This is a genomic window from Rhizobium sp. 21-4511-3d, from assembly GCF_053522545.1.
The window spans coordinates 74,701-94,597 of record NZ_JBNWCF010000017.1 but is presented as its reverse complement, the minus strand read 5'-3'; the positions used below and the strand labels follow the sequence as shown (position 1 = coordinate 94,597).

Sequence of the window (19,897 nt, the reverse complement as noted above, 5' to 3'; positions counted from 1 at the left end):
TCACCTAGTAACTAGTTCGATAATACGTAAAAGGCTTCGTTAATCGGGCTTTGAGAAGGTAGTATGAACGGCGAATGCCGCTGTTAGGTTGAACTGCATTGCCCCATAACAAACCGACCCGGTCGGAACGCGAATTTCAGGATCTATTGAGGCGCCTCGAGCTCGCGCTTGATGCGTCGCAGATCGGCGTGTGGGAGCATGATGTCCGCAAGAGCGAAATTCTCTGGGACGCGCAGATGCATCGCATCTACCAGACGGGCCAGGACACCCGGGCGGTGCCGACCTCCATCTGGGAAAACTCCATTCACCCTGACGACAAGGAGCGCGCCTTCGCCGAGTTCGACGACGCGATCGCGCGCCGCGGCGCCTATAACTCCGAATTCCGCATCATCTGGCCGAATGGCGAAATCCGCCACCTGCGTTCGCGCGCGCATTTCTTCCTGAGCGAGGAGGGCGCGCCGTCCTTCATCGGTGCCGAATGGGATGTCACCGCCGACGTCGAGCTCAATGCCGAGCTGCAGCGCCAGCGCATGGTCGCCGAGGCGCGCGCCCGGGCGCTCGAAGAGAGCAACGCTCGGATCGAATATGCGGCGGAGCACGATTACCTGACGGGACTCCCGAACCGCCGTCTTGCCGACAAGCGTCTTGCCGAACTGCATGGCGACAAGTCGGTCTCGTCGCTCGCCGTCCTTCATCTCGATCTCGACCAGTTCAAGCAGATCAACGACAGCCACGGCCATTCCGCCGGCGACACGGTGCTGCGCACCTCCGCGCTGCGCATCACCGCGGGTATTCCGGCAAACGGCATGGTCGCCCGCGTCGGCGGCGACGAGTTCGTCATCATCCTCTGGAATTTTGCGGGCAGGGAAGAGCTGGAGCGGATCGCTGCCGATCTGCAGCGCCGCCTCAGCAAGAAGATCCGCTTCGGCCAGGAGCTTCTGCAATCCGGCACCTCGGTCGGCATTGCCTGGAACAACGGCCGCAGCTCGCGCAACCTGCTGACGGAATCCGATCTGGCGCTTTTCCATGCAAAACGGCTCGGCCGCAATCGCATCGAGTTCTTCAGCCGCCAGCTGCAGGAGGATCTGCAGAGCAAGCGGCGGCTCGCCGAAGAGCTGAAGCTCGGGCTGGAACGCGGCGAGATCATTCCCTATTACCAGATCCAGCTCGACGCCAAGACGCGCGAGATCGCTGGCCTCGAAGCCCTGGCGCGCTGGGCGCATCCTGAGAAGGGCGTGCTGTCGCCCGCCGTCTTCCTGAAGGTTGCCGACGAGGCGGGCCTGGCGGCGCAGATCGATGCTGCGATCCTCGGCAAGGTGCTGGAAGACCGCCTCGACTGGCAGAACCAGGGTGCGACGGTGCCGCGGGTTGCCGTCAACATTTCCGGTCCGCGGCTCTTCGATCCCGCGTTGCTTGCCAATCTCGAAGCGCTGAATATCCCACAGGGCGCGCTGTCGTTCGAACTGGTGGAAACGATCTTCCTCGACGATTCCGACGACCGGCTGCTTGCCAATATCGACCGGATCAAGACGATGGGCATCGATATCGAGATCGACGATTTCGGCTCCGGCCATGCCTCGCTGATCGGCCTTGCGCGACTGCGCCCGAAGCGGCTGAAGATCGACCGGCAGCTGGTCAACAATATCGTCGAATCCGAAGAGCAGCACCGCGTCGTCAGCTCGATCATCGAGATCGCGAAGGCGCTCAATGTCGAAGTCATCGCCGAAGGCGTCGAGACGGAAGGGCATGCCGAGGTGCTGACGGCGATCGGCTGCGATACGCTGCAGGGCTATGCGCTCGGCTATCCGGCGCAGGCCGCGGATATCGCGCGGCTGATCTCGCCGCGCGCCCGCAATCATGCCACGCCTGGCGCCAGCGGCCGCTAGGCCGGGATTTCCATGTCGGCGCGGGCTTCGAGATACCACTCGACGAAAGCCTTCACGCCCTTGTCCAGCGTTGTTTCCGGCTTGTAGCCGGTCAGTGCCACGAGCAGGTCCGGGGCCGCGAAGGTGCGCGGAACGTCGCCCTTCTGCATCGGCAGCATGGTGCGCTTGGCGGACTGGCCAAGAGCGTGCTCGACGGTCTGGACGAAGTCCATCAGGCTGACGGGCTGGCCGCCGCCGATATTGACCACGCGGAACGGCGCCTGACGCGACAGGGTCTCGACCCCAGTGTCGCCGACGCGGTTGTCTTCGGCCGGGATGACCGCCGAAAGGCGCACGATCGATTCCACGAGATCGTCGATATAGGTGAAATCACGGCTCATCTTGCCTTCGCCGTAGATCTCGATCGGCTGGTCTTCGAGCATGTTCTTGACGAACTTGAAGAGCGCCATGTCCGGGCGGCCCCAGGGGCCGTAGACGGTAAAGAAGCGGAAGGCGGTGACCGGCAGCTTGTAGAGGTGCGAATAGCTGTGCGCCATCAGTTCCATCGACTTCTTCGTCGCGGCATAGATGGTCAGCGGCTCGTCGGCGCGGTCGGTTTCGCGGAACGGCACGTCGGGGTTGGCGCCGTAGATCGAGGAGGTCGAGGCGAGCATCAGGTGCTTGACCTTATGCTTGCCGGCAAGTTCCAGGATGTTCCAGGAGCCATCGACATTCGAGCTCAGGTAGGAGCGCGGGTTTTCGAGGCTGTAGCGGACACCGGCCTGGGCAGCGAGGTGGATCAAGACGTCGGGTTTGGCGGCATCCATAGCCGCCTCAAGCGCTTCCCGGTCTTCCAGCATGGCAATTGCCGGAGTGAACGACGGGAACTGCGCCAGTGCCGCATGGCGCATATGCTTGAGCTTGACGTTGTAATAGGGTGTCAGGCCGTCGAAGCCGGTGACCTGATGCCCATCCTGCAGCAGGCGCCGGGCCAGATGAAAGCCGATGAAGCCTGCCGTGCCGGTGATGAAATAATGCATGCTTATTTCTTCTCGCTCTTCTTGCCGACGGCAAAGTAGCTGAAGCCGTGCTTGCTGACTTCGGCGGCCGGGTAGATGTTGCGCAGGTCGACGATCGTGGGCGTCTTGACCGTGGTCTTCAGGCGCTTGAAGTCGAGAGCGCGGAATTCGTCCCATTCGGTGACGATGACGATCGCGTCGGCATCCTCGGCGATCTCATAGGGATCCTTGCCATAGACGACCGGGCCGAGCATGCCCTTGGAGGCTTCCATGCCCTCGGGGTCGTAGGCGTGAACGGCCGCGCCGCCGTCGAGCAGCGCCTGGATGATGGTGATCGAGGGCGCATCGCGCATGTCGTCGGTGTTCGGCTTGAAGGTCAGGCCGAGGACGGCGATCTTCTTGCCGCGCACGCTGCCGTCGCAGGCGGCGATGACCTTGCGGCCCATGGCGCGCTTGCGGTTGTCGTTGATGGCGACCGTCGTTTCGATCAGCCGCATCGGGCTGTCGAAATCCTGTGCCGTCTTGACCAGCGCCAGCGTATCCTTCGGGAAGCAGGAGCCGCCGTAGCCGGGGCCGGCATGCAGGAACTTGTCGCCGATGCGCTTGTCCATGCCGATGCCCTTGGCGACCTTCTGCACGTCGGCGCCGATCTGCTCGCAGAGGTCGGCGATCTCGTTGATGAAGGTGATCTTCATCGCGAGGAAGGCGTTGGCGGCATATTTGATCAGCTCGGAGGTGCGGCGCTCGCAGAAATAGAGCGGTGCCTCGTTGAGATAGAGCGGGCGGTAGACTTCGCGCATGACTTCGGTGGCGCGGGCGTCCTCGGTGCCGATGACGATGCGGTCGGGGCGCTTGAAGTCGGTGATCGCGGCACCTTCGCGCAGGAACTCGGGGTTCGAGACGACGGCGATATCCTTGCCCGGGAATTCTTCGCGGAAGATGCGCTCGATCTCGTCGCCGGTGCCGACGGGAACGGTGGACTTGGTGACGACGACGGTGAAGCCGGTGACGGCAGCGGCGATCTCGCGGGCTGCGGCATAGACGTAGCTCAGGTCCGCATGACCATCGCCGCGGCGCGACGGCGTGCCGACGGCGATGAAGACGACGTCGGCGGCGCCAACCGGGGCTGCCAGATCCTTGGAGAAGTCGAGGCGGCCGGCCGCCCGGTTATGCTCAATGATCGCATCGAGGCCCGGCTCGAAGATCGGCACTTCGCCGCGCTCCAGGGCATCGATCTTGGCTTCGGACTTGTCCACGCAGGTGATGTGGTGGCCGAAATCCGCAAGGCAGGCGCCGGACACGAGGCCGACGTAACCAGAACCGATCATAACAATACGCATGGGGGTAACTTTCATCCTGAAAACGGTCGCGTCCCGCCAGTGGCAGAACGCGACCGTGTTACAGAGTGAAGGTCATAAGTTCAAGACAAGCGCTGCTGTCAGTTGCGTCCGAACTCGTCGACGATGCGGATGATGTCGTCTTCGCCGAGATAGGAGCCGGTCTGGACCTCGATGAGTTCGAGGACGATCTTGCCCGGATTGGCAAGGCGGTGGACCTCGCCGAGCGGGATATAGACGGACTCATTTTCGCGCAGCATCTGGACGTTTTCGCCGATCGTCACCTCGGCCGTGCCCTTGACGACGATCCAGTGCTCGGAGCGGTGATGGTGCTTCTGCAGCGAGAGCTTCTTGCCGGGGGTGACGAAGATGCGCTTCACCTGGAAGCGGTCGCCGTTGAGGATCGAGGTATAGCCGCCCCAGGGGCGGTAGGAGGTCGGGTGCGTTTCGGTGAGCTTCGCGGTCTTCGGCAGCGCGGCCAGCGTCTTGACGATATCGCCGACGCTCTGGCTGTCCTGCAGGCGGCCGACATAGACGGCGTCTTCGCTGGCGATGACGGCGATGTCGTCCATGCCCTGGACGGCGAGGTGGACTCCATGGCTCATGACCAGCGAGTTATGGCTGTTCATCAGCGTGGTGTTCTGGGTCGCGACATTGCCGTGCTCGTCGCGCTTGCCGGATTTCCAGACGCTGTCCCAGCTGCCGAGATCCGACCACTTGAAGGGCGAGGGGACGACGGCGGCGTTGGCGGTCTTTTCCATGATCGCATAGTCGATCGAGATGTTCGGCGCCTTGGCGAAGGCCTTGGCGTCGAGACGGATGAAGTCAAGGTCGCGGGCGGATTTGGAAACCGCGTCGTCGGCGGCGCGCAGCGCTTCGGGCGCATAGTCGCGCATCTCGGAAAGCAGGGCCGAAACCTGGAACATGAACATGCCGGAGTTCCAGTAGAAGCCGCCGGCGGCCAGCATCTCCTCGGCCTTGGCAAGCGGCGGCTTTTCGATGAAGCGCTTGACGCTGAGCGCACCCGTCGCGAGCTTCTCGCCGCCTTCGATATAGCCGTAGCCGGTCGCAGCTTCGGTCGGCTCGATGCCGAAGGTGACGAGTTTGCCCTTGGCGGCCGTCGCTTCGGCGGCGCGTACGCTGTCGAAATAGCTCTGGTCGGCGACGATTTCGTAATCAGAGCCGAGGACGTGCATCAGCGTGTCCTTGCCGAAGAGATCGGCAATCAGCACGGCGGCGGCGGCAACGGCGGGTGCGGTATTGCGGGCGGACGGCTCCAGCAGGATCGCCTTCAACTCATGGCCGAGCTCGCGCGCCTGTTCGGCCACCAGGAAGCGGAATTCCTCGTTGGTCAGGACGACCGGCGCCTCGTACATCGCGGGGTCGGAGACGCGGGCGAGCGTTTCCTGGAACAGCGTGCGGTCGCCGATGAACTGGATGAACTGCTTCGGCGCTGATGCGCGCGACAGCGGCCACAGGCGCGTGCCCTTGCCGCCGGCCATGATCACGGGAACGATCTTCTGCGTCATAAGGTGTTTCCTTGCGGTCGTAGGTCTTGGTTCAATTCGCGTTGGCCCACTGCCGGATGCGGTTCAGGCCAGCATCCAGAAGCGAGGCTGCCGCCGCTTCGTCTTTTGCTTCCACATAACAGCGCATTTCCGGTGCGTTACCGGAGGGCCGAAAGTGGATGATGCGTTCATCCTTAAGCGTTACGCGCAGGCCATCGATGTCGCTGGTCCTGTCCGGTTCGCCGATCGGCTTCAGGAATTCGGCGAGGTTGTCAGGCGATTGGCGCAGATAGGCCATCAGTTTAGCACTGGTCTCGACCGGGAAATTCTCCAGACGGTCGGCCGCGGCAACGGGCAATGCGAAGGAGGCGGCGACCGCCGAAAGCGGCTTGCGCTCGGAGGCTGCAAGCGACAGCACCGCCAGCATCGGCAGGAAGCAGTCGCGAGTGGGCAGCGGGGCGAGGGCGGCGCCATTCAGCTGGAATTCGGATGCGGTCAGCGTTCCGCCATTGGCCTCGAAACCGATGACGCGGTCCTTGCCGGCGGCAACGGCTTCCTGCATGCCGGAGATGACGAAGGGCGAGCCGACCCTGGTGCGGGTGACCGCGAAGCTTCCGGTGGTTTCGATGCCCGAGTTAGAGGTGACGGGGGTGACGACCACGGCCGCATTCAGGACCTTCGCCGAGATCAGGCCAAGGAGGTCGCCACGCAGCGGTGTGCCTGTTTCGTCGGCCACCAGCGGCCGGTCGGCGTCGCCGTCGGCCGAGACGATGGCATCGAGCTTGTGGGCCGCGGCCCAGCCCTTGAGGAGATCGATGGTTTCGGCCGAGACGGCTTCGGTGTCGACGGGGATAAAGGTCTCGGAGCGGCCGAGCGGGATGGCGTCGGCGCCGTAATGGGCGAGCAGCTCGATCAGCATGTCGCGAGCGACGGTGCTGTGCTGGTAGACGCCGATCCTGAGACCCGCGAGCGCCTTGGCGGGCAGGATCGCGGCGTTGCGGGCAAAGAAGCCTTCGGCGCAGACGGCGGCGTGGTCGAGCGCGCTCGCGGTTGCCTGCGGCATGACATAGGAGGCGTCGAGCTTTGCGGCTCTCTCGGAGATCGCCACTTCGTCCGCCTTGTCGATTTCGCCGTCGGCCCGATAGAACTTGATGCCGTTGCGGTCGGCGGGGATATGAGAGCCGGTGATCATCAGGCTCGCGGCCTTCTCATGAAGGCCGTAAAGCGCCAGTGCAGGTGTCGGGACGGTGCCGCAATCGGCGACGCGAAAGCCGAGGGCGGTCAGTGCAGCCGTGCAGTTTTGCGCAATCTCCGGGCTGGAATCGCGAAAATCCCGGCCGAGCAGGATCAGGTCGCCCGCCTTGGCGCGTCCGCTTTCCAGCAGGTAATGACCGAAGGCCGCCGCATAGAGCGCCGAGGCCCGTCCCTTGAGATCGGCGGAGAGGCCGCGCAGTCCACTTGTTCCAAATTTCATTCTGAATAAGCCCTAGCCAGCGCTTGAATCCGTCGGCGATTATCAACACACTACCGGGACTTCGTAAATTTTGATCCGCAGGGATCGCTAAATTACATCCGAATTCCCTTTTCGAGCCACATAGAGCTCGTTCGGCGAGAACGGGACAGCAGATGACCGAACAGACGATTGCCCTTGAAGACAGCTGGAAGGCGGCGCTCGCTTCCGAGTTCTCCAGCCCCTACATGCACCAGCTGAAAGCCTTCCTGCAGGCGCAGAAGCAGGCGGGGAAGCACATCTTTCCGAAGGGCTCGGAATATTTCCGGGCGCTCGACCTGACGCCGCTGGCGGATGTGAAGGTGGTGATCCTCGGGCAGGATCCCTATCACGGTCTCGGCCAGGCACACGGGCTCTGCTTCAGCGTGCGCCCCGAGGTGCGCATCCCGCCATCGCTCGTCAATATCTACAAGGAAATGGAAAGCGATCTGGGCATCGAGCGCGCGCGCCATGGCTTCCTCGAACATTGGGCGAAGCAGGGCGTGCTGCTCCTGAACAGCGTGCTGACCGTTGAGGAATCGCAGGCGGCCTCGCATCAGGGTAAGGGCTGGGAACAGTTCACCGATGCGGTGATCCGCAGGGTCAACGAGGAATGCCAGAATGTCGTCTTCATCCTCTGGGGCTCCTATGCTCAGCGCAAGGCAGCGTTCGTCGACACGTCCCGGCATCTGGTGCTGAAGGCGCCGCATCCGTCGCCGCTTTCGGCTCATAACGGCTTTTTCGGCAGCAAGCCGTTCTCGAAGACCAATGCCTATCTGCAGTCCCATGGGCGGACGCCGATCGATTGGGTACTGCCGCCAAACCCGCAGGATGGCTAGATTTTCTGAACGCGTGTCTTTTGTCGTTCAATAATTGGAGACAATGCGTGTCGATCTGCGGGGCTATTCCTGCGGCGGATGAAGGATCATCTATCACCCATCGAAAGCCCGCCGATGCGGGCAAGAAAGGGGTTTTCCATGTTGAACCAGATCAAGGGCCTGCACCACGTCACGTCGATGGCTGAGGATGCCCGCACCAACAATACGTTCTTCACCGATGCGCTCGGCCTGCGCCGTGTCAAGAAGACCGTCAACTTCGACGCGCCCGATGTCTATCACCTCTACTATGGTGACGAGACCGGCTCGCCGGGCACGATCATGACCTATTTCCCGTTCCCGAAGATGCCGAAGGGCCGTCCGGGCACCGGTGAAGTCGGCACCACCGTATTCTCCATCCCGGAAGGCTCGATCGGCTTCTGGAGCGATCGCCTGACGAAGCTCAATGCAGATGGCCTGAAGACCGAAGAGAGCTTCGGTGAGAAGCGCCTGAACTTCGCCGGTCCTGACGGCGACGGCTTTGCGCTTGTCGAGGTCAAGGACGATGCCCGCCAGCCCTGGACGCATGGCGGTATTTCTGAAGACCACGCGATCCGCGGCTTCCACTCGGTCGCCATGCGCTTGCGTGACGATGGTGCGACGTCCGAGCTCCTGAAGTTCATGGGCTACGACGTTCAGGACGAGAAGGACGGCGTCAAGCGGCTGATCATGCCCGGCGGCAATGGCGCGCATCTGATCGACCTCGAGACGATGCCGAGCATCAACCGCGCGCTTCCGGGTGCCGGCTCGGTCCACCATGTCGCCTTCGCCGTCGAGAACCGCGAAAAGCAGCTCGAAGTGCGCAAGGCGCTGATGGATACCGGATACCAGGTGACGCCCGTTATCGACCGCGATTACTTCTGGGCGATCTACTTCCGTACGCCGGGCGGCGTGCTGTTCGAGATTGCCACCAACGAACCCGGCTTCGACCGTGACGAGGATACCGCTCATCTCGGCGAGGCGCTGAAACTGCCGCAGCAGCACGCGCATCTGCGTGACCTGATCGAGCAGCATCTGCCGCCGCTCGAAGCCTAACGGGAGAACAGCAATGGCTGATACTTCATATGTGCACCGGCTGCATGCCGGTGCACCCGGAAAGCCTATTCTCTTCGTGCTGCACGGCACGGGGGGCGACGAGAACCAGTTCTTCGAATTCGGGCGGCGCCTGCTGCCCGAAGCGACGATCGTCTCGCCGCGCGGCGATATCTCCGAACACGGTGCCGCCCGCTTCTTCAAGCGCACCGGCGAGGGCGTCTACGATATGGAAGACCTTGCCCGGGCGACGGAGAAGATGGCCGCTTATGTCAAGGATCTGACCGTCGACCACGGCGCGTCGCAAATCCTTGGCCTCGGCTTCTCGAATGGCGCCAACATTCTTGCCAATGTGCTGATCGAGAAGGGGCTGTTCGATGCCTCGGTGCTGATGCATCCGCTGATCCCGTTCCAGCCGAAGCCCAATCTGGAGCTTGCCGGGCGCCGGGTGCTGATCACCGCCGGCCAGCGCGACCCGATCTGCCCGGTGCCGCTGACCGAGGCGCTTGCGGCCTATTTCGAAACCGAAAAGGCCAAGGTGACGACGGAGTGGCATGCGGGCGGCCACGATATCCGGCCGAACGAGATCGACGCCATCAGGACGTTCTTCGAGCCGTATTTTTAGGCTCTAGCGAAAATAGGGCGGCCGCTTTTCCGAAGGCGGCTGCTCCGGCATTTCGAGCCAGCGGGCGGCCGAGAAATAGGCCCGCGTGCGGACCTGCGGGCCGGGTGCGGCCTTCATGGCGATGATGAAGTTGAAGCTGTTGTCGCTCGTCGTTTCGCGAGCGAAGCTGATGCTGGCGCCGAAGCTTTCCTCCTTCGCATCCTTCAACTCGCGGATCGCGGCCAGCATGGCGGAGAAATCCTGCCAGTGCGGCTGGGCAAGCAGCGTCTCGAAAATCCGCATCGCTGCCGGATCGAGCTTGCCTGCCGTATCCGTTTCCGGGCCGACCAGCTTTGCTCGCATATTGGCGATCGCGCCGGTGCGGTCGCCACGGATGATCACGAAGACGGAACTCAGTGGCTTTTCAGCATCCTGCTTGTAGATCTGCTGGAAGGTGCATTCGAAGGTGTCGCCGCTCATGGCGGCAGCGCGCCAGGGCGTCGTCTCGATGCCTGCCTTGCGCAAGGCCTCGCAGATCGCCGGTCCCGTCGTCCACCATGTCCGGAAGAATGCGGCCGCGAGCTCGTCGAGCGGCGCTTCCATCAGCCGCGGATCGTGCTCGATGCTTGCGAGCACCGGCTTTACCGGCGGGCGCGGTCTTGGCGGTGGTGGAGAGGTGCGGGGCAGCGCCGCCACCGGTTTGGGCTTGTCGAAACTGTAGCCCAGCCGTTCGGCGAGGCCGCGCAGGTGGCGCATGTCGTTCGAGAGCAGAACGGTGCCGCCGATGAGAGAGAGCGAGAGGGCAAGCATCAGCCACAGCACCAGGCCGCGTCTGCGGCGTGCCGGCGGGGTCTTCATTCCCTGGCCTGTCGTGTCGGTTGCCAACGTCGTTTCCAAACCTGATGCGGCGCATCTTAGGCGTGCAGAGCGCGTTTCGTAACGGTAAAGATAAAACGAAAAGCCAAAGGAAATAACGAAAATTCTACTGAGGCCGCGCAGGGCCTATTCAAAAAAGCGATAAAGCATTCTGCAATCACGAAAACGCGCTTATTTCAGCGGCCCGCCGCTTCCGATTTGTTAAGTAATTTTCTTGAGATTGTTACAGCGTTGTTTCATGATAATTGCGGCACGAAGTTCTTCGCGCCGTGCCTTATGGCGATCGATGCTTGATCGCTTCAGTCATGAACATGTTTCTTCGTACGGGGCGGGGATGCTGGGAAAGCTAGACTTTAGCTTTTCTTCATGTTGCGCTTTGCGGGTTTGCAGCAGAGTTGGTTAGGGAAGTTGCATGAATTCGGAGTTTGCGGTTCGCCCCATGCGGCCGGGCGAGTTGGAGCTTGTGCTTGAATGGGCCCGTCAGGAAGGCTGGAATCCGGGCCTCGACGATTCCCTCGCGTTTCATGATGCAGATCCTTCCGGCTTTTTCGTCGGCGCTGTCGGGGAAGTCCCCGTCGGCTCGATCTCGGTCGTCAAGTATGGCGATGAATTCGCCTTTCTCGGCCTCTACATCGTCCATCCCGATTTCCGCGGCAAAGGCTATGGCAAGGCGATCTGGAATGCCGGCATGGCATCTGCCGAGGGCCGGGCGATCGGTCTCGATGGCGTCGAGGCGCAGCAGCCGAGTTACCGCAAGGCAGGCTTCGAGCCGGCCTACAAGACGATCCGCTTCGGCGGCGTCGCCACCTCCGTTCCGTCCTCGTCGCTGACCGCCCAGGCCGTGACCGACAAGACCGATGGCATCGTGCGCTACGACGCCTCGATTTTCCCGGCGGCGCGGCCGGAATTCGTCAGCGCCTGGTGCACCAGCCGCAAGGGCCGCAGGAGCGCCGTGGTGCGTAAGAGCGGCAAGATCCGCGGCTATGGCACGATCCGCCGCTGTTACGAGGGCTACAAGATCGGCCCGCTGTTTGCCGCCGATGCCGATACGGCTGCCGCGCTGATGGCGCAGCTGATCACCGAGGCCGATGGCGCGCAGGTGTTCATCGACGTGCCCGAAGACAACAAGGACGGCCTGGCGCTGGCCGAAAGCATCGGCCTCGTGCCCGTGCTGGAGACGATGCGCATGTATCGCGGCAAGGCGCCGTCGATCCCGCTTAGGAATGTCTATGGCGTGACGACGCTGGAACTCGGCTAGTCGACCGGCGAGGCGGGCACAGTCGGTGCGGCGTCTTTAGGCCGGCCCTTTTCGGCGATCGCGATGCCGCCGAGCGTCAGGGCAAGTGCCACCATGTGGAAAGTCTGCAGCTCTTCGGCGAGCAGGAGCACCGAGAGCAGGGTGCCGAAGACCGGCACCAGATTGATGAACAGCCCGGCGCGATTGGCGCCGATCGTCTCCACACCCTTGATATAGAGGATCTGCGCCAGCAGCGAGGCGAAGATCGCCGTGTAGAAGGCGATGACCCAGCCATTCGCATCGGGCACTTGGACGTTGCCCTTCGAGCTTTCCCAGATCAGCAGCGGTACAGAGGTCAGCGCGGCGGCAAATGCCGGGATCGCCATCAGCGTGCGCCAGTCGACCGGCGGCTTCCGGCGCAGGAAGATCGTGTAGACGGAATAGGCGACGACGGCGATCAGCATCAGTGCGTCGCCGCGGTTGAGGCTGAGCTGCAGCAGTGTCGCGAAATCGCCATGGGCAGCCGTCAGCGCCACACCGATGAGCGTCATGCCGAAGCCCGCGAACTGGGCAGCCGAGACGCTGGTGCGGAAGAAGACGAAGTTCAGCAGGAAGATCAGCATCGGAATGCCGGCCTGCTCGATCGCCACGTTGATCGCCGTCGTATATTGCACGGCGGAATAGAGCATGGCGTTGAAGGTCGTGTAGCCGATGATCCCGTAGAAGAAGAGCAGCGGCAGGTTCTTGCGCACCAGCGGCCAGTCGCGCTTCAGGTAGGGCAGGGAGACCGCGGCGATCAGCAGCGTTGCCAGCGTCCAGCGCAGCAGCGTCAGCATCATCGGGCTCACATGCCCCAGCGCCAGCTTGCCGGCCACCGCATTGCCGCCCCAACACAGCGTGGCGATGACGAGGCAAATATAGGCCGTGATCTGCACGATGATTCTTTCCGTATGCGGCAAAGGCTGGGGAGGAAGGCGTGGACCGGAGCGGCAATAGCCCGCTGCGGGCTGTTTTGTCACGCAAAAAGCCCATTTCACCGCGATAACAGGGTCGCTTTCCAAAAAACAAACCTTTATAGATGCGCGGGTTTGAGCAGGGCGCGGATAATCCGCCGGTAACAGGAAGAGTTGGATGACGAACGTAGTCGTGGTCGGTTCCCAGTGGGGTGACGAAGGCAAGGGCAAGATTGTCGATTGGCTTTCGGAACGTGCGGATGTCATCGTCCGCTATCAGGGCGGCCATAATGCAGGTCATACGCTCGTCATCGACGGCGTCAGCTACAAGCTGGCGCTGCTGCCGTCGGGCCTCGTGCGCGGCAAGCTCAGCGTCATCGGCAACGGCGTCGTCGTCGATCCGCATCACTTCGTCGCCGAAGTCGAGAAGCTGCGCGCCCAGGGCGTCAACGTGAACCCTGACGTGCTGCGCATCGCCGACAACGCGCCGCTGATCCTGTCGCTGCACCGCGACCTCGACGGTTTCCGTGAAGATGCGGCTTCCAATAGCGGCACGAAGATCGGCACCACCCGCCGCGGCATCGGCCCGGCCTACGAAGACAAGGTCGGCCGCCGCGCCATCCGCGCCATCGACCTTGCCGACAAGGAAGCGCTGCCGGCCAAGATCGACCGCCTGCTGACGCACCACAACGCGCTGCGCCGCGGCCTCGGCCTGCCGGAAATTTCGGTGGAATCGCTCGAGAAGGAACTGCACGACGTTGCCGATCAGGTCCTGCCCTATGTCGACCAGGTCTGGCGCATCCTCGACGACCAGCGCAAGGCTGGCGCCCGCATCCTGTTCGAAGGTGCGCAGGGCGCGCTGCTCGACAATGACCACGGCACCTACCCCTATGTGACCTCGTCCAACACCGTTGCCGGTCAGGCGGCTGCAGGTTCCGGCCTCGGCCCGACGGCGATCGGTTACGTCCTCGGCATCACCAAGGCCTACACGACCCGCGTCGGCGAGGGCCCGTTCCCCTGCGAGCTGCATGACGAGATCGGCAAGCACCTGTCGACCGTCGGCCGCGAAGTCGGCGTCAACACCGGCCGTCCGCGCCGCTGCGGCTGGTTCGATTCGGTTCTGGTGCGCCAAACCGTGAAGACCTCCGGCATCACCGGCATCGCGCTCACCAAGCTCGACGTTCTCGACGGTCTCGACGAACTGAAGATCTGCGTCGCCTACAAGCTTGACGGGAAGGAGATCGATTATCTTCCGGCAAGCCAGGCTGCTCAGGCTCGCGTCGAGCCGGTCTACATCACGCTTGAAGGCTGGAAGGAATCCACCGTCGGCGCCCGCAGCTGGGCCGATCTTCCGGCGCAGGCGATCAAATATGTGCGCCAGGTCGAAGAACTGATCGGCGCGCCGGTGGCCCTGTTGTCCACAAGCCCTGAGCGAGATGACACGATACTTGTGACCGATCCCTTTGAGGATTAATGTCGCGGGTCATACCGATTTGGCCCGTGCTTTAAGCCGGGCCTTTTGAGAAAGTACGAATGGCGGATTTTATTGCAGTCATCCGGCGGGCCGTTGACGGTCTGACCGAGAATACCCCCGAGATGCGGGTGAAGGTTTACGAGCGTGCCCGCGGCGCAGTGCAGCGGCAGCTCGAAAACATGAAACCGCGTCCGCCGGAAGCGATGTTGCAACGGCAGCTTGAAAAGCTGGATGCCGCCATTCGCGAAGTCGAGGCCGAACATGCCGAGGCGCTGCCCGATGAGGCAGCCGCCGCGGCCGTTGCCGAAGAGGCCGCACCCGAGCCGCATTACGAAGAGCCCGCCGCTCCGGCTGAAGAGCCGGTTGCCGCCGCCGAGGAGCATGCCGTCGAGGCGGCTGCCGAGCCGGTCGAGGAAGTCGCTCACGAAGAGCATCCGGTTTACGAAGAGCCGGTTGCCGCCGAAGCCGCTTACGAAGAGCCGCAGGCCGTCTATCACGACGAGCCGGTGCATGCTGTCGAGCACGAGGTTCATGCCGAGCCGGAAGTTCACGCAGAGCATGACGTTCACGCGGAGCCTGAAGTTCACGCTGAGCCGGAGGTTCACGCCGAGCCTGAAGTCCATGCCGAACCGGCACCGTGGCAGCAGCCTGTCGAGGATGCGCCCACCGAAGCCTGGCAGGCGCCGCATCACGAAGAGCCCGTAGAGCCTGAATATCACGCTGCCGAACCGGCGGTGTATGAAGAGCCTGTCGTTGAGCCGGAGCCGGTGGAAGCCGTCGAGCCGGTGCGGGCAAGCGAATACAATCCGGCCAACCGGCTGGTAGAGCCCTTCGCTTCTTTCGAAAAGCCGCAGGAATTCGTCGAACAGACGCAGGAAGAGCCGCTGCAGAGCGAAGCCGCCGCGCGCTTCGATCCCGTATGGAACGAGCCTGCCGCGGAGACGCCGGCAGAGCCGCCGAAGGATGCCGATACCGTCTGGGCCGACCAGGAACTGCATAATTTCTCGGGCCTCGCCCCTGCCGCTTCGGCGGATGCCGGTGCGCGCGCCTTCGAGGAAGCGCTGTCCGGCCTGCAGACCGCGCCTGAAACGGCGAAGATGCCGGCTGCCAACGAGGGCTTCTCGTGGGAGGCCGCGGCTTTCGACGACCTGCCGCCGATCGATGCGCCGAAGAAGGCCGACAACGCACAGGCGCGGACAGACGATTCCGATCTGTTTTCCGAAGTGCACGGCAACAAGCCGCAGCAGCCCGCGCCGGATGTTCCCGGCAGCGAGTGGAAGGAAGCCGAAGCGCTGCGTGGCTACGGCCGCCGCGGTTCCGTTGCCAACGACGATGACGATACGGCCCCGGTTGCCGATATCGATCAGATCGTCGCTGCCAAGCTGCAGAACAAGAATTTCCGCATGGAGCCGAAGCGCCGCCGCTTCGGCCTCGGCCGCATCATCGGCATCGTCCTGGTGCTCGCCGTTCTCGGCGGTGCCGGCTATGCCGCATGGATGAACCGCGACCAGCTGAATGCCATGGTCAACGGCCTGATCAGCTCGGCGCCGAAGACTGCCGAGACGACCGCGCCTGCCGCCAGCACGACGCCGTCGGCAACGACGCCTCCTGCGTCTGGCACTGCGGCACCGGCCGCCAATGGCAGCTCGGCAGCACCTGCCGCCGACGCCAACAAGCAGGTTGCTGCGCTCGATGACGGCGCCTCCGTCACCAACAAGTTCAACCAGCGCCTGATGGCCGACGGCACCGAAACCGATGCCGGCCCGGCGACCGCCGCCGCAACGCCGACTGCCGAAGGCAAGTCGGTCGCGCAGCAGAGCATTGCTTCTTCCGCACCGGCCCAGGCTCCGGCGCAACCGGCCGCCCAGACGGATCCGGCCGCTGCCCAGCCGCCGGCTGCAGGCGATGCCGCGGCCGCGCAGCCGCAGGTGACCGCGCCGGTCGGCGCTTCGGAAAAGATGTTCCTCTATGAGGAGCGGATCGGCCAGAGCTCGCCGACGGCGATCCAGGGCTCTGTCGTCTGGAGCGTCCAGCACGAGAAGGATGCAAGCGGCAAGGACGTCGCGACCGTTCAGGGCAACGTCACCGTTCCCGAGCGCAATCTCTCGGCTCTCGTCACCTTCAAGCGCAATTCCGACCCGTCGCTGCCGGCTAGCCATCTGGTCGAGATTGTCTTCTCGGTGCCGCCGAATTTCGAAGGCGGCAAGATCGACAGCGTCCAGCGCATCTCGATGAAGCGCACGGAGCAGGATCGCGGCGACGCGCTGATCGCGGTGCCCGCCAAGATCACCGACGACTTCCACATGATCGCGCTCAACGACTATCCGGATGCCCGCAAGTCGAACCTCGACCTGCTCGCCACCCGCGACTGGATCGATATCCCGATCACCTACCGCAACGGCCGCCGCGCCCTGATCACCATGCAGAAGGGCTCGACCGGCGCCCAGGCGTTCACCACCGCGATCCGCGACTGGGGCACGCTCGGCGACGTCAGCACCAGCCAGTAAGGCGAGGCGCATCGCAGAAACAAAAAAGGCGGGTCATTGACCCGCCTTTTATTTTGTCTTGTGTTCAAGCTGCACTGATCGCTTTGCGGCAATTGCCGTCATCGCGAGACCTTCAGATGATGTGCCGCACGATCACATAAGCTGTGACGTGGATAAACATAAAGGCTGCGAGTGAGGTTACGAACGCAAGTGCCATGTACACGGCGGGATGGGTCTCCAGCCAGGACGCTGGCTGGTCGCTAGGCTCAAGCGCAATGTTGAGCGCGGTCCTCCATCCTACGAGCCATCGAAGAGAGTTCCAAAGCGCTGCCCACAATAGAACCCATATGATGGACGCTTCTTGGAGGGCGAAGTAGACTGGGCCTATAGACGATGCGATTGGCAGAAGAAGCTTCATGCACACCTCGCTTTGACTTTTTGCTGAGGGTCCTAGTCGCTCGACCCTTCATTGCAAAGCGTATCAAAGCCGTCTTGAGGAATTGTAATGCGGGTCATTACAAGTCTCGACGCCCTACAGTGCGGAGTCTGGGGTCTCCAAATCGCAAAAAGGCGGGTCATTGACCCGCCTTTTCGTTTGTCTTGACGCTTGCGCCTTAGGCGGTGGCTTCGACCACGCGGACGGCTTTGGCCATTTCCAGCGCTTCCTTGCGGACCGCGTCCTGGACCTTTTCAAAGGCGCGGACTTCGATCTGGCGGACGCGCTCGCGGCTGATGTCGAACTCGGACGACAGGTCTTCCAGCGTCACCGGATCGTCGGAGAGGCGGCGTGCCTCGAAGATGCGGCGTTCGCGGTCGTTCAGCACGCTCATTGCCTTGGACAGCATGCGGCGGCGGGTGTCGAGTTCGTCCTGCTCGATGAGCACTTCTTCCTGGCTGTCGTGATCGTCGACCAGCCAATCCTGCCACTGGCCGCTATCGCCTTCGGACGCCTTGATCGAGGCGTTGAGCGACGCGTCGCCAGACAGGCGGCGGTTCATCGATACGACCTCCTCCTCGGAGACGTTGAGCTTGGTCGCGATCTCGGAAACGTGTTCCGGCTTCAGGTCGCCATCGTCGATCGCCTGGAGGCGGCCCTTCAGGCGGCGCAGGTTGAAGAACAGACGCTTCTGGTTGGCGGTCGTACCCATTTTCACGAGCGACCACGAACGTAGGATATATTCCTGGATCGAGGCCTTGATCCACCACATGGCGTAGGTTGCCAGGCGGAAGCCGCGTTCCGGGTCGAACTTCTTCACGGCCTGCATGAGGCCGACGTTACCTTCGGAGACGACTTCGCCGATCGGCAGACCATAGCCGCGATAGCCCATTGCGATCTTCGCAACGAGGCGCAGGTGGCTGGTGACGAGCTTGTGCGCAGCATCGCGGTCGCCATGTTCGGCATAGCGCTTGGCGAGCATGTATTCCTGCTGGGGCTCCAGCATCGGGAACTTGCGGATCTCGTCGAGATAACGGTTCAGACCGGCTTCGCCGGCCGTAATGGATGGCAGGTTGTTACGGGCCATGATTGCACCCTCCTATATAGATTCCGGTTCCCGATGGAACGCGTCCCCGCGTCGATAAAGGCAAACCGGGACGTGCGCCTCAAACTAGAGCCCGCACTAAGTCCATATACAGATAAGTATGGCCGAACAGGGGTTCAAGGCCAGCGGGGTCTTCACGAAGGCGTTATAGAGACGCCCCGCGAAGAGCCTCGACAAGCTCCATCATATCATCAGGCAGTGGCGCCTCGAAGCGCATGATCTCACCGGTTCGGGGATGCTCGAACTGCAGCATATAGGCGTGGAGAGCCTGACGCTTGAAGCCATTGACGACCTTGCGGGCATCATCGGGCAAGAGGTTCGCCTTGGTCTTGAAGCCGCCGCCATAGACGGCGTCGCCCAGCAGCGGGTGGCCGATATGGGCCATGTGGACGCGGATCTGATGTGTGCGCCCGGTTTCCAGATGGCACTCGACGAGCGAGGCCAGCGACAGCGCGTTCGACGTCTCGTGAAAGCGCTCCAGCACCTCGTAATGGGTGATCGCCTCGTCAGCTTCCTGATTGCCGGCGCGCTTCACTTCACGGCGGGTGCGGTCGGCGGTGCCGCGGCCGAGCGGCGCGTCGATCGTGCCCTTCAGCGTCGGTGGCCGGCCCCAGACGATCGCCTGGTAAGCGCGTTCGAGCGGCATGGTGCGGCCGTGATCGGCGAATTGCAGTGACAAGTGGCGATGGGCGACGTCGTTCTTTGCCACGATCATCACGCCCGTCGTATCCTTGTCCAGCCGGTGGACGATGCCGGGGCGCTTGACGCCGCCGATGCCGGAAAGGCTCTCGCCGCAATGGTGGATCAGCGCATTGACCAGCGTGCCGGTCCAGTTGCCGGCGGCCGGATGGACGACGAGGCCCGACGGCTTGGAGATGACGATGACGTCGTCGTCCTCGAAGAGGATGTCGAGCGGGATGTCCTCGCCCTTGGGTTCCGGGTCCTCAGGCTCGGGCAACAGGATCTCGTAGGTCTCGCCGGGCTTCACCTTCTTCTGCGGATCGGCGGCTGGAGCGCCGTTCACCGTCAGCATGCCGTCCTTGATCAGCACCTTGACGCGGCTGCGCGAAAATTCGGCGCCGAGCTGGGCCGTCAGCCAGGCATCGAGGCGGCCTTCGGCGCTCTCGTCTGCCGTCAGGACTTTCCTAATGCCGGATGCTTGTTTAAAGGGGTCGCTCAAGACGCTTCTTCTCCGAGGAATTCATAGGACGCCGTAATGACGAAAATCGAGATAGACGACCAGGAAGAAAAGCCCCTTGATCCGGCAATGGAAAATGTCCGGCGCAAGATGGTTCGCCTGCAGATCGTCTCGGGCGCCATCATGTTTGTGAGCCTTATGGCGGTCTTCGGCGCCGTTGTCTACAAGGTGACGCGGACGGAACCTGCGGGTAGCGCACCCGTCGCCTCGAACGGCGTGCCGTCGGGTTCGCCGGTCAGCGGCACGGTCACACTGCCTTCAGGCTTTGCCGTTCAGTCGACCTCGCTTTCGGGCAGTCAGATCCTGTTCTACGGCCAGGGCGCCGATGGCAAGCACCGGGCGATCGTCGTCGATACCAAGACGGGCCACACCGTCGCCGATATCGCTGTCGCCGGCAACTGAG

The 19,897-nt window shown here is 62.9% G+C and carries 16 protein-coding genes; 8 read left to right on the top strand and 8 right to left on the bottom strand.

From position 1 onward, the window contains the following. The first annotated feature begins 98 nt into the window (after nt 1-98). A complete protein-coding gene (locus ACQZ5H_RS28295; RefSeq protein WP_449099655.1) occupies nt 99-1,886 on the top strand; it encodes a putative bifunctional diguanylate cyclase/phosphodiesterase in 1,788 nt (595 codons plus the stop codon). Here ACQZ5H_RS28295 and ACQZ5H_RS28290 read toward each other — a convergent pair. The 4 genes from ACQZ5H_RS28290 to ACQZ5H_RS28275 form a co-directional block, all read right to left on the bottom strand. Beyond that, nucleotides 1,883-2,905 (bottom strand): NAD-dependent epimerase, encoded by a 1,023-nt coding sequence (locus ACQZ5H_RS28290; protein ID WP_449099654.1) that lies wholly within the window; start codon nt 2,903-2,905, stop codon nt 1,883-1,885. The genes ACQZ5H_RS28295 and ACQZ5H_RS28290 overlap by 4 nt on opposite strands. Before the next feature lie 2 nt (nt 2,906-2,907). Further along, nucleotides 2,908-4,224, bottom strand: coding sequence for a UDP-glucose dehydrogenase family protein (locus tag ACQZ5H_RS28285; RefSeq protein WP_449099653.1), 1,317 nt, complete (start codon nt 4,222-4,224; stop codon nt 2,908-2,910). A gap of 98 nt (nt 4,225-4,322) precedes the next feature. Beyond that, a complete protein-coding gene (locus tag ACQZ5H_RS28280; protein WP_449099652.1) occupies nt 4,323-5,750 on the bottom strand; it encodes a mannose-1-phosphate guanylyltransferase/mannose-6-phosphate isomerase in 1,428 nt (475 codons plus the stop codon). Between the two features lie 31 nt (nt 5,751-5,781). Then, nucleotides 5,782-7,203, bottom strand: a complete 1,422-nt coding sequence (locus ACQZ5H_RS28275; RefSeq protein WP_449099651.1) for a phosphomannomutase — start codon at nt 7,201-7,203, stop codon at nt 5,782-5,784. A 152-nt stretch (nt 7,204-7,355) separates the two neighbouring features. Between ACQZ5H_RS28275 and ung the strand changes: the two genes are divergently transcribed. The 3 genes from ung (at nt 7,356) to ACQZ5H_RS28260 (ending at nt 9,750) form a co-directional block, all read left to right on the top strand. Then, nucleotides 7,356-8,057 carry a uracil-DNA glycosylase gene (gene ung, locus ACQZ5H_RS28270; protein WP_449099650.1) on the top strand — a complete coding sequence of 234 codons (702 nt, stop codon included), beginning with the start codon at nt 7,356-7,358 and terminating at the stop codon, nt 8,055-8,057. A 138-nt stretch (nt 8,058-8,195) separates the two neighbouring features. Further along, nucleotides 8,196-9,128: a VOC family protein gene (locus tag ACQZ5H_RS28265; RefSeq protein ID WP_199627699.1), complete on the top strand. Its 933-nt coding sequence runs from the start codon at nt 8,196-8,198 to the stop codon at nt 9,126-9,128. A gap of 13 nt (nt 9,129-9,141) precedes the next feature. Further along, entirely contained in the window at nt 9,142-9,750 is a 609-nt protein-coding gene (locus tag ACQZ5H_RS28260) for an alpha/beta hydrolase (protein ID WP_449099649.1), read from the top strand. Between the two features lie 3 nt (nt 9,751-9,753). Here the strand turns inward: ACQZ5H_RS28260 and ACQZ5H_RS28255 are convergent, their stop codons facing one another. After that, nucleotides 9,754-10,614, bottom strand: a complete 861-nt coding sequence (locus ACQZ5H_RS28255; RefSeq protein WP_449099648.1) for a DUF6030 family protein — start codon at nt 10,612-10,614, stop codon at nt 9,754-9,756. A 403-nt stretch (nt 10,615-11,017) separates the two neighbouring features. Between ACQZ5H_RS28255 and ACQZ5H_RS28250 the strand changes: the two genes are divergently transcribed. Further along, nucleotides 11,018-11,863, top strand: coding sequence for a GNAT family N-acetyltransferase (locus ACQZ5H_RS28250; protein ID WP_112711451.1), 846 nt, complete (start codon nt 11,018-11,020; stop codon nt 11,861-11,863). On the opposite strand, the gene ACQZ5H_RS28245 is transcribed toward ACQZ5H_RS28250, so the two are convergent. Then, complete coding sequence (locus tag ACQZ5H_RS28245) at nt 11,860-12,777, bottom strand: DMT family transporter (RefSeq protein WP_449099647.1); 918 nt, start codon at nt 12,775-12,777, stop codon at nt 11,860-11,862. The two genes, ACQZ5H_RS28250 and ACQZ5H_RS28245, sit on opposite strands and share 4 nt — an antisense overlap. A 196-nt stretch (nt 12,778-12,973) precedes the next feature. Here ACQZ5H_RS28245 and ACQZ5H_RS28240 point away from each other — a divergent pair, with 196 nt between their 5' ends. Together ACQZ5H_RS28240 and ACQZ5H_RS28235 are read left to right on the top strand one after the other, a co-directional pair. Beyond that, complete coding sequence (locus ACQZ5H_RS28240) at nt 12,974-14,269, top strand: adenylosuccinate synthase (RefSeq protein ID WP_112711449.1); 1,296 nt, start codon at nt 12,974-12,976, stop codon at nt 14,267-14,269. A 59-nt stretch (nt 14,270-14,328) separates the two neighbouring features. Continuing rightward, nucleotides 14,329-16,776 carry a hypothetical protein gene (locus ACQZ5H_RS28235; RefSeq protein ID WP_449099646.1) on the top strand — a complete coding sequence of 816 codons (2,448 nt, stop codon included), beginning with the start codon at nt 14,329-14,331 and terminating at the stop codon, nt 16,774-16,776. 593 nt (nt 16,777-17,369) lie between these two features. Here the strand turns inward: ACQZ5H_RS28235 and rpoH are convergent. Then, the gene (rpoH, locus tag ACQZ5H_RS28230; RefSeq protein ID WP_112711446.1) at nt 17,370-18,278 is read right to left on the bottom strand and encodes an RNA polymerase sigma factor RpoH; all 909 of its coding nucleotides are present in this window, start codon (nt 18,276-18,278) and stop codon (nt 17,370-17,372) included. Between the two features lie 163 nt (nt 18,279-18,441). Next, complete coding sequence (locus ACQZ5H_RS28225; protein WP_413710098.1) at nt 18,442-19,476, bottom strand: RluA family pseudouridine synthase; 1,035 nt, start codon at nt 19,474-19,476, stop codon at nt 18,442-18,444. Between the two features lie 36 nt (nt 19,477-19,512). On the opposite strand from ACQZ5H_RS28225, the gene ACQZ5H_RS28220 reads away from it, so the two are divergent. Beyond that, nucleotides 19,513-19,896, top strand: a complete 384-nt coding sequence (locus ACQZ5H_RS28220) for a hypothetical protein (protein ID WP_112711444.1) — start codon at nt 19,513-19,515, stop codon at nt 19,894-19,896. Nucleotide 19,897 lies beyond the last annotated feature (1 nt).

Excerpts from the sequence above, each read along its gene's own strand:
- ACQZ5H_RS28290 (WP_449099654.1), bottom strand. The coding sequence starts at position 2,905 with ATGCATTATTTCATCACCGGCACGGCAGGCTTCATCGGCTTTCATCTG.
- ACQZ5H_RS28285 (WP_449099653.1), bottom strand. The coding sequence starts at position 4,224 with ATGCGTATTGTTATGATCGGTTCTGGTTACGTCGGCCTCGTGTCCGGC.
- ACQZ5H_RS28280 (WP_449099652.1), bottom strand. The coding sequence starts at position 5,750 with ATGACGCAGAAGATCGTTCCCGTGATCATGGCCGGCGGCAAGGGCACG.
- ACQZ5H_RS28275 (WP_449099651.1), bottom strand. The coding sequence starts at position 7,203 with ATGAAATTTGGAACAAGTGGACTGCGCGGCCTCTCCGCCGATCTCAAG.
- ung (WP_449099650.1), top strand. The coding sequence starts at position 7,356 with ATGACCGAACAGACGATTGCCCTTGAAGACAGCTGGAAGGCGGCGCTC.
- ACQZ5H_RS28265 (WP_199627699.1), top strand. The coding sequence starts at position 8,196 with ATGTTGAACCAGATCAAGGGCCTGCACCACGTCACGTCGATGGCTGAG.
- ACQZ5H_RS28260 (WP_449099649.1), top strand. The coding sequence starts at position 9,142 with ATGGCTGATACTTCATATGTGCACCGGCTGCATGCCGGTGCACCCGGA.
- ACQZ5H_RS28250 (WP_112711451.1), top strand. The coding sequence starts at position 11,018 with ATGAATTCGGAGTTTGCGGTTCGCCCCATGCGGCCGGGCGAGTTGGAG.
- ACQZ5H_RS28240 (WP_112711449.1), top strand. The coding sequence starts at position 12,974 with ATGACGAACGTAGTCGTGGTCGGTTCCCAGTGGGGTGACGAAGGCAAG.
- ACQZ5H_RS28235 (WP_449099646.1), top strand. The coding sequence starts at position 14,329 with ATGGCGGATTTTATTGCAGTCATCCGGCGGGCCGTTGACGGTCTGACC.
- rpoH (WP_112711446.1), bottom strand. The coding sequence starts at position 18,278 with ATGGCCCGTAACAACCTGCCATCCATTACGGCCGGCGAAGCCGGTCTG.
- ACQZ5H_RS28220 (WP_112711444.1), top strand. The coding sequence starts at position 19,513 with ATGACGAAAATCGAGATAGACGACCAGGAAGAAAAGCCCCTTGATCCG.